Origin of the sequence: Sandarakinorhabdus sp., assembly GCF_031422795.1 — a bacterium.
Taxonomy (GTDB): domain Bacteria; phylum Pseudomonadota; class Alphaproteobacteria; order Sphingomonadales; family Sphingomonadaceae; genus Sandarakinorhabdus.
On the sequence record NZ_JANPML010000394.1, the window covers coordinates 1 to 8,109 of the forward strand.

An 8,109-nucleotide genomic window follows, 5' to 3' on the forward strand; every position below is an offset into this window, starting at 1 on the left:
GGATTTCCGGTATTGGTAAGCGCCCCCGCCCCGCCCGTCACCCCGGACTGGACCGGGGGTTTGGCTTTCTTGTTCTGTGTGCACGGCACGCCCCCCCACCCCCGTAACAAGTCCGGGGTGACGATAAGTGGGAGTTATGGCTCTTTGTCCCTGTCCTTGTCCCCCGGCTTCTCCCGCAGCGTCCACAGCTGCCAGCCGGCGAAGACGAGGACGGCCACCAGGCTGACCCCGCCTTCGATCAGGCCGAAATATTCGGGCCCGATGTCCATCACCGGCGATTGGAGCCGTCGGGCCCATAGAGCGGGAACGGCGGGCGTTTTGGCGTGGGCGGCGGGTTTTTGGCGAGGGCGTCCATGGCCAGTGCCACCGCCTTTTCCAGTTGCGGATCGCCGCCGGCCATAACGGCGGCCGGGTCCTGATCCACCTCCACATCGGGCGGCACGCCGATATTTTCCACCGCCCACTCGCCCGCCGGGGAGAAGAAGCCCACTGACGGGCTGGTGAGCTGGCCGCCGTCCATCAACGGCGGGATGCCGCCGATACCCACCAGGCCGCCCCAGGTGCGTTTGCCCACCAGTGGCCCCAGTTTGAAATCGCGGAACATCCACGGCAGCATGTCACCACCGCTGGCCGATCCTTCGTTGATCAGCATCACCTTGGGCCCCAGCACGCTGGCCGCCGGGGTGCGATCGATGCGGCCATAGCGCGGTTGCCACCAGCTGATCAGGCGGCGGTTCATCACCTCGATCATGTAATCCGCCGCCTGGCCGCCGCCGTTCCAGCGATCATCGATCACCATGCCCTGCCGGTCGGTCTGCGCGAAATAATAACGGTTGAAACTGGTGAAGCCGCCGCCGCCGGTGTTGGGCAGATAGACATAGCCGAGCTTGCCGCCCGAAAGCTTGTCCACGCGGCGGCGGTTGTCTTCGATCCAGGTCAAGTTGCGCAGGCGGGCTTCGCTGGCGATGGGCACCACGGTCACATCGCGCGCCGCGCCGGCCCGCGACAGGGTGAGGGTGACGGCCTGATCGGCGGTGCCTTCCAGATGGCGCTGAATATCCTCGGTGCCGCCCACCGCCGCGCCATTGATCGCCGTGATGCAATCGCCGGCCTTTACATCCAGGCCGGGGCGGGCGAGCGGGGCCTTGATATCCGGCGTCCAGGTGCCGCCATCGTGGATGCGGGCCAGGCACCAGCGGTTGTCGCGGATTTCATAGTCCGCACCCAACAGCCCGCCCGGCACCTTCTTGGCCGCCGGAATCGCGCCGCCGCCGCCGCGCAAATGGCCGATGGAAAAGCCGGTGAGCGCTTCGTGGAAGAGATAGTTCAGATCCCCGCGCGACTGGATGCCGGGCAGGAACGCGGCCAGCGATTTTTCGGCGCCGGCCAGATCATAGCCATGGAAATTGGGATCATAGAAGAACGCGCGCTGCACCCGCCAGACTTCGCGATACATCTGCGCCCATTCCGCCGCCGGATCGATGCGGACCATCAGTGCATCGGTTTTCAGCTTCACATCGGCGTCGCTGGACTTGAACGGCTTGGCGGCATCGGCGATCAGCCAGGTGGATTGGCCAGCGCCGTTGGGCGGGGTGCGAACGAGCAATTTGTTGCCGTCGGCCGACAGGCTGAACTGTTGCGCCTTGTCGAACAGCGTCTCGGTCTTCTTGCCTTCCAGCTGCCAGCGCAGCAGCGTCGCGCCGGGGCGTTCATCGGCGTCGATATCCAGCGGCTCGTTGGCGCGCAGCAGCCACAGCACGCCGCCCTTGCCCGCCACCAGATTGCGATAATCGGCCGGCGGCAGCGGCAACGCCACCATACGCCGGGCGATCTGATCCAGCGTCATCCCGGCCAGATCGATCTTCACCGGCGGCACGGCGGGGGCGGCGGGCTTCTTGGCGTCCGCCTTTTTTTCGGGTTCAGCGGGCGTAGCGGGCGCCTTTTCATCGCCCAGTTCCGGGGCAAGCGGCGAGGCGGTGCCGGCGTTCAGCGCCAGCGCCCACACGCTCATGGTCGGCTGATAGACGTCGCTCGACATGTCGAGCGGGTAGATGGTGCCGCCAGCGTTGTTGGAGCTGAGGAAATAGAGATATTTGCCATCGCGATCGAAGGTCGGCTCGCTGGCTTGTCCCATTGCGTCGGTGATCTGGGTGGATTTGGCCGTCGCCACGTCGTGCAGCATCAGCACCGGGAAATGATTGCCGGAAACCCGTGCATAAACAAACCACTGGCTGTCCGGCGACCACGCCATGCCACGCGCCGCAGTGGCAAAACCGCCAAATTCATCGGCCGGGCCGGCGGCGGTGAGCTTGCCCGTCGCCAGATCGAGAATCCACGTGTTCAGGCGATTGTCCTGAAAGGCGATGCGCTTGCTATCGGGGGCCCAGAGCGGATTGAAATAATAGGCCGCTTCGGGCGCGAGCGGGTATTTCTTCACCGCTTTGCCGGCGCCCTGTTGAGCAGCAACGTGCAGCGCATACAGGCCGCCTTCATCGCTGAAATAGGCGATGGATTGGCCGTCCGGGCTCCACGCCGGGCTGCGCTCCATGGTGCCGGGGGTGGCGGTGATGGTGCGGGTGATGCCGTCCTTCACAGCGAGGGACAGGATTTCGCCGTGCGCTTCGACAGCGGCGCGGATGCCGGTGGGCGAGACGGAGACCGACTGCACTTCCGCGCCGACAGTGGCGACGCGCGGCCGCACATCGGGCATGTCGCCATCCAGATCGATGGCGATGGCCTTGGGCTCTGCACCCGGCGTGAGGGTGTAGATGGTGCCAAGCCGGTCGAACACGAGTTGGCTGCCGTCGGCCGACAGGCTGCGGATATCGGGGCCACGGTTCTGCCAGACAAGGCTGGTTTGGCCGCTGGCCGGATCAAAGCGATAGACGCTGATCGGCCCCTTGCGGCCCGACAGGAAATAGACCTGGCCGCCAAGCCACACCGGCGCAAAATCCGCGCCGCCTTCTTGCGGCACCTTGGTGGTTTTCAGGCCATTCAGTTCAGTGATCCACACCGCGCCGGTAAGCCCGCCGCGATAATTGCCCCAGGCGGTGTAGCGGGTGTGGTTGAACGAAAAACCCTGTTCCTGCGGGGTGTAGGCAATGGCTTTGCCATCGGGGGACAGCGTGCCGGCCGCCGCCATCGGCAGCGGCAGCGCAGTGGCCGTGCCGCCACCGGCACCCACCTGCCACAGGCGGGTGTAGCGGCTGGCGGAATCGCGATTGGAGCGGAACAGCACGCGCATCCCGTCGGGCGACCAGCCCACGGCGGCATCGCCAGCCGGGTGGAAGGTCAGCCGCTTGGGCACACCGCCGGCGACGGGCACGCTGAACACATCGATGTTGCCATCATATTCGCCGGTGAAGGCGATGGTCTGGCCATCGGGCGAGAAGCTGGGGGCCTGTTCGATGCCGACGCCAGTGGTGAGGCGGGTGGCTTTCCCGCCGCCAGAGGTTCCGGCGCGCGGAGCAACCCAGAGATCGCCGCCGGAGACGAAGGCGAGATGCGTGGCGCTCATCGCCGGTTGCTGCAGCAAGCGCGCCGGGCTGGCCGCTTGCGCCGATGTGGCCATGGCCATCGCCACGGTTCCAATGCCCATCCAGCGCTGCCTGTTCATCGCGATATTCCCCAGTTCCTTGATTGAGCGCAAACGTGGCCGGGCCGGGCGGGCGTGTCAATCAAGAGGCGGCTAGGGCGGCAAATCGGCGTGATGGCGCGCATTTGCTTTCACCCCGGCTTCGTTGCTGACAGTCAGCCCATCTTGCGCCATCATCGCTGCCCCTGCCCGGCAAAGCTGCGCCGAAGGCGGGGATGCGGCAACCGCCGCTTTGAGGAGGCTTCATGCTGCGTCTGCGTCAGATTGCGATGGTTGCGCCGGAACTTGCACCCGTGGAGGCCGAGGTTGGGCAGATGATGGCGGCCAGTGTCTGCTATCGCGATCCGGGTGTTGGCAAATATGGTCTGCACAACGCGCTGTGGGCGCTGGGCGGCACGTTTCTGGAGGCGCTGGCCCCGCTGCAGGAGGGCACCACCGCTGGCCGCTACATGGCGCGGCGCGGCGGCGCGACCGGTTATATGGTGATCCTCGATACGGCTGATCTCGCGCCCATCCGCGCTCGGCTGGCCGCCCGAAATGTGCGCATCGTGGAAGATCTTTCCGTGGGCGACGCCGCACTGCACGCCACCGCCCTGCACCTGCACCCGCGCGATACCGGCGGTTGCCTGCTCTCCATCGATCATCACGGGCCCGACAGCGGCATGATGGGCAGTTACATGTGGGCCGGGAGCGGCTGGCAGGCCCACGCCAATGCCGGCCTGGTGATCAGCGGCGCGGTGATGACCTGTGATGATCCCGAAGCAACCGCATCGCGCTGGAGCGAGATTCTTGATCGGCTGGCTGTGCCGCATGGCGCCGGCTGGCGCATCGGCCTCGATAATGGCGGGCTCGATTTCGTGCCGGGCACTGGCCCAGGCGGCGAAGGCCTCGCCGCGATCCGCGTTTCCGGCCTTGCCGCCCCGGCCCGCAGCTGCGGCCTCGATTTCCTTCCGGAGACCAACCCATGAGCTATGACACCGGCACTGAAGACCTGCACGCCAGCATCACCGATGGCGTGCTCACCCTCACCTTGAACCGCCCCACCGCGCGCAACGCGCTGTCACGCGCCATGCTCGACGGGCTGGCGCGGTTGCTGGGCCAGGCGGAAGCCGATCCCGCCATCGGCGCCATCGTCATCACCGGGGCCGGCGGGGCGTTTTGCGCCGGCGGCGACGTGAAGGGCATGGCGGCCCGCAACGAAAGCGGCGAGCCTGAACCCATCGATGTTGCCATCGCCCGCCAGCGCCGCAACCAGCGCGAAACGGCGGGGCGCCTGCACGCCATGCCAAAACCCACTATCGCCGCCATCCCCGGCGCGGCGGCGGGTGCCGGACTGTCGATGGCGCTGGCCTGCGATCTGCGCGTCATGGCCGATACCGCCTTCATGACCACCGCCTTCGCCAGAGTCGGTTTTTCCGGCGATTATGGCGGCACCTATTTCCTCACTGCGCTGGTGGGCGCGGCCAAGGCGCGGGAAATGTATCTGCTGTCCGACCGGGTGGACGCCGCCGAGGCACTGCGGCTCGGCCTGACCAACCGCGTGGTGCCGGCAGATAGCGTGCTGGCCGAAGCGCAGGCACTGGCGGCGCGATTGGCCGCCGGCCCGCGCGTGGCCTATCGCTACATGAAGGAAAATCTCAACCGCGCCTTTTCCGGCGGCGACATGGATGATTGCCTCGATCTGGAGGCCACTCACCATGTCCATTGCGGGCTGACCGACGACCACAAGGACGCCGCCAAGGCGTTTGTGGAGAAGCGCGCGCCGGTGTTTAAGGGGCGCTAGGCCCAACTCCCTCCCCCTTGTGGGGAGGGTCGAGAGACGCGCCGAAGGGGCGGCCCGGGGTGGGGGTCCGACCTGGGCGACAACAGGCGGGAACCCCCACCCCGCTCGGCTGGCGCCGAGTCGACCCTCCCCACAAGGGGGAGGGAGTTGGAGGTTCAGCCCAGGACCCCTACCCCACGTGCGAACTGTTCCACCAGTTGCGCGTGGCGGTCGGGCGCTTCTTCGTGTGCGAGGTGGCCCAGGCCGGGCAGGCCGTGATGTTCGGCGCTTGTGCCACGCTGGGCCAGGCGGTGAGTCACGGTGACCGAAGTGGATGGCGGCACGGTCTTGTCGCGCTCGCCGTGCAGCAGCAGCACCGGGCAATGGATGCCGGCAATGCTGCGTTCGATCGTGTCCAGATCCCAGTGCGCCATCAGCGACAGCGCGCCGCCGGTATGGCTTGGGTTGCGGAACAGCCGTTCATAATAAGCCACCTGTTCGCGGCTGGAGTGGGAGCCGGTCCAGCGCTTCAACAGATCGGGCATCGACTGGAAACGGGTGGTGAACGAGAAGAGCGACGGCATGAGCGGATTGACGAACAGCGCCTTGGCCAGCCCGGGGAAGGCCTTGCCCATCCCTTCGAACGGCAGCAGCGCGCCGCCCAGCGAGACAATGGCCTGCGGCTGCACATGGCCGCCCGCCGCCAGCATGAAGGCAATCGCCGCCCCGACGCTGTGACCCAGAATGAGGGCTGGGGTCACATTCAAGGCGGTCAACAACGCCGCCAGTGCCTTGGCAACATTGTCGGGATCAGGCGCCTGCATTTTCTGGGTGAAGCCATGGCCGGGCAGATCGGGGATCACCAAACGGAAATGCGGGCTGAGCAGGGCTGCCAGCCCGGCAAAGCTGTGCGTGGTGGCCCCGGTGCCATGAATGAGCAGCAGTACGGGCGCATCCTGCGGTCCGGTGATCTGCACATGCCATTTCAGCCCACCAGCGGTAACGAACTGGCTCCATTCCTTGTGCGGCACGTGACGCCCATCAATATCCCACCGCATCAATTTTTTCCTGTACTTGCAGCGTTCACCGCTGCCACCACTGCATTGGCATCAAGGCGCGGCAGTGTCACCAGCCGCGCGCCCATCGCATTTGCCAGTTCGGCGCCTTGCGGGCGCGGCCGCGGGCTGCAATCGATGAACACGCAGGCGATGCCACTGGCGCGGAACGCCCGCGCCGAGGCCAGCGCGGCCTCTTGCGGGCTTTGCGCCGCGCTGCCGCCGACATTGGCCCGGCCATCGGTGAGCACCACCACCAGCGCCGTGCGGCCCTTGGCCTTTTCGGCTTCCGCCACCTTGCGGGCCATATCCAGCCCGGCAGCAAGCGGCGTGCCGCCGCCGCCAGCGAGGCCGGCCAGTTCTTTCTTGGCGCGCGGCAGGCTGCGCGTGGGCGGCAGGGCCAACGACGCTTCCATGCCGCGAAACGCCACCAGCGCCACTTCGGCGCGCTTTACATAGGCCTGCGCCAGCAACAGTTCGACGGCGCCCTTGGCCTCGGCCAGCCGCGCAAACGCCGCCGAGCCGCTGGCATCGACGGCAAAAATGGTGGTCGATTGGGTCTGCGCCACAAAACGCCGGATGCGCAGATCATCAGTGCGGATGGCGAGGCGGCCATCGTCGCGTGCAGGGCGGATCTTCTGCCACGGAGCGGCGGTCTTGATGGTTTCGATCAACGCCAGTCGCGCGCCGCGACCCGGCATGCCCGGGCGCACGCCGGCCGGGCGGCCACTGGTGATGCTCTTCTGCTTGGCGCCCGATGCTCCGCTGGCCTTTGGCGCTTTCGACACTGTGCCCGCCGCCAACGCATCGAGCAGGCCAGGTGGCAGCGCCGTCTGTGCCGCATCCAGGATCATGTCGGTCGGGTCGATTGGCGGCGGTTCCGGCTGGTCCTGATCGTCGCCCTGCGTGTCATCGCTGGGCGGCGGCGGCGGTGGCGGGTCTTCCGGCGGCGGCTGATCGTCCGGCTGCTCTTCCGGTGGCGGCGGCTCTTCCTCAGGTGGCGGCGGCACGCGGGTGGCGCGTGGCCCCAGCACCAGCGCGGCGGCGGCGGCCATGTCGACTTCGCGCAGCTGCTCGATGGCGTCGGGCCGGTTATCTGCCCGGGCGTGGGCGCGGGCAACGCGCACGGCCATGATGGGCGCGCGGATGGAGCTGATGCCCAGCGCAGCAGCGGCCACTGCCAGCGCGGTTTCCGGGTCTTTCGCGATGGCGCCGGGTTCGGCCAGCATCTCCAGCGGCGGCGGCGGCGCGTTGCCGGCCAGCAGCGCCGCCATGTCGAGCCGGACGCTGCCCAGATCGATGTGAATGGCCAGACGATCGGCCAGGCCCGGTGCAATGCGCTCGCGCTCGGCGTCTTCCGGGTCGCCTTCATCGAACAGCACCAGCGGCGGGCAGCCATCGTCGATGGCGGTGGCGAGGCGGGCGGCAAGGCCGGCGTTCATCCGCTCGGCCATCGGCACCACCAGGGCCTTGCCGGCCGCATCGGCAAAGATGCCGGCCCGGTGCACCGGTTTGCCGCTGGCCAGCGTGGCGGTCAGATCGAGCCCGCCATCCAGCGCTTCGGCATCGGCGCTGGCCGGCAGACGGCGCGTGGGGATGACCAGATTCAGCGCTTCGGCCCAGGCATCGCGCACCGGGCCGGGCCGGGCGCGCAGCAGGATGCCGCCAACCCCATTTCCGGCTGCCACCAGCACATC

Annotated in this window: 6 protein-coding genes; 2 read left to right on the forward strand and 4 right to left on the reverse strand. The window is 67.5% G+C overall.

Going from position 1 to position 8,109, the window contains the following annotated elements; translation table 11 throughout:
* Positions 1-134: 134 nt before the first annotated feature.
* Together RMO81_RS13845 and RMO81_RS13850 are read right to left on the reverse strand one after the other, a co-directional pair.
* Positions 135-269 (reverse strand): hypothetical protein, encoded by a 135-nt coding sequence (locus tag RMO81_RS13845; protein ID WP_310476478.1) that lies wholly within the window; start codon positions 267-269, stop codon positions 135-137.
* On the reverse strand, positions 269-3,616 hold the full coding sequence (locus RMO81_RS13850; protein ID WP_310476479.1) for a PDZ domain-containing protein: 3,348 nt from the start codon (positions 3,614-3,616) through the stop codon (positions 269-271). The genes RMO81_RS13845 and RMO81_RS13850 overlap by 1 nt, the downstream gene beginning before the upstream one ends.
* A gap of 224 nt (positions 3,617-3,840) precedes the next feature.
* Between RMO81_RS13850 and RMO81_RS13855 the strand changes: the two genes are divergently transcribed.
* Together RMO81_RS13855 and RMO81_RS13860 are read left to right on the forward strand one after the other, a co-directional pair.
* Positions 3,841-4,563, forward strand: coding sequence for a VOC family protein (locus RMO81_RS13855; protein WP_310476480.1), 723 nt, complete (start codon positions 3,841-3,843; stop codon positions 4,561-4,563).
* Positions 4,560-5,378, forward strand: a complete 819-nt coding sequence (locus RMO81_RS13860) for an enoyl-CoA hydratase-related protein (protein WP_310476481.1) — start codon at positions 4,560-4,562, stop codon at positions 5,376-5,378. The genes RMO81_RS13855 and RMO81_RS13860 overlap by 4 nt, the downstream gene beginning before the upstream one ends.
* A gap of 155 nt (positions 5,379-5,533) precedes the next feature.
* On the opposite strand, the gene bchO is transcribed toward RMO81_RS13860, so the two are convergent.
* On the reverse strand, positions 5,534-6,415 hold the full coding sequence (gene bchO, locus RMO81_RS13865; protein WP_310476482.1) for an alpha/beta fold hydrolase BchO: 882 nt from the start codon (positions 6,413-6,415) through the stop codon (positions 5,534-5,536).
* On the reverse strand, positions 6,415-8,109 hold a 1,695-nt coding region (locus tag RMO81_RS13870; protein ID WP_310476483.1), incomplete at its 5' end, for a VWA domain-containing protein. The genes RMO81_RS13870 and bchO, both read right to left, overlap by 1 nt.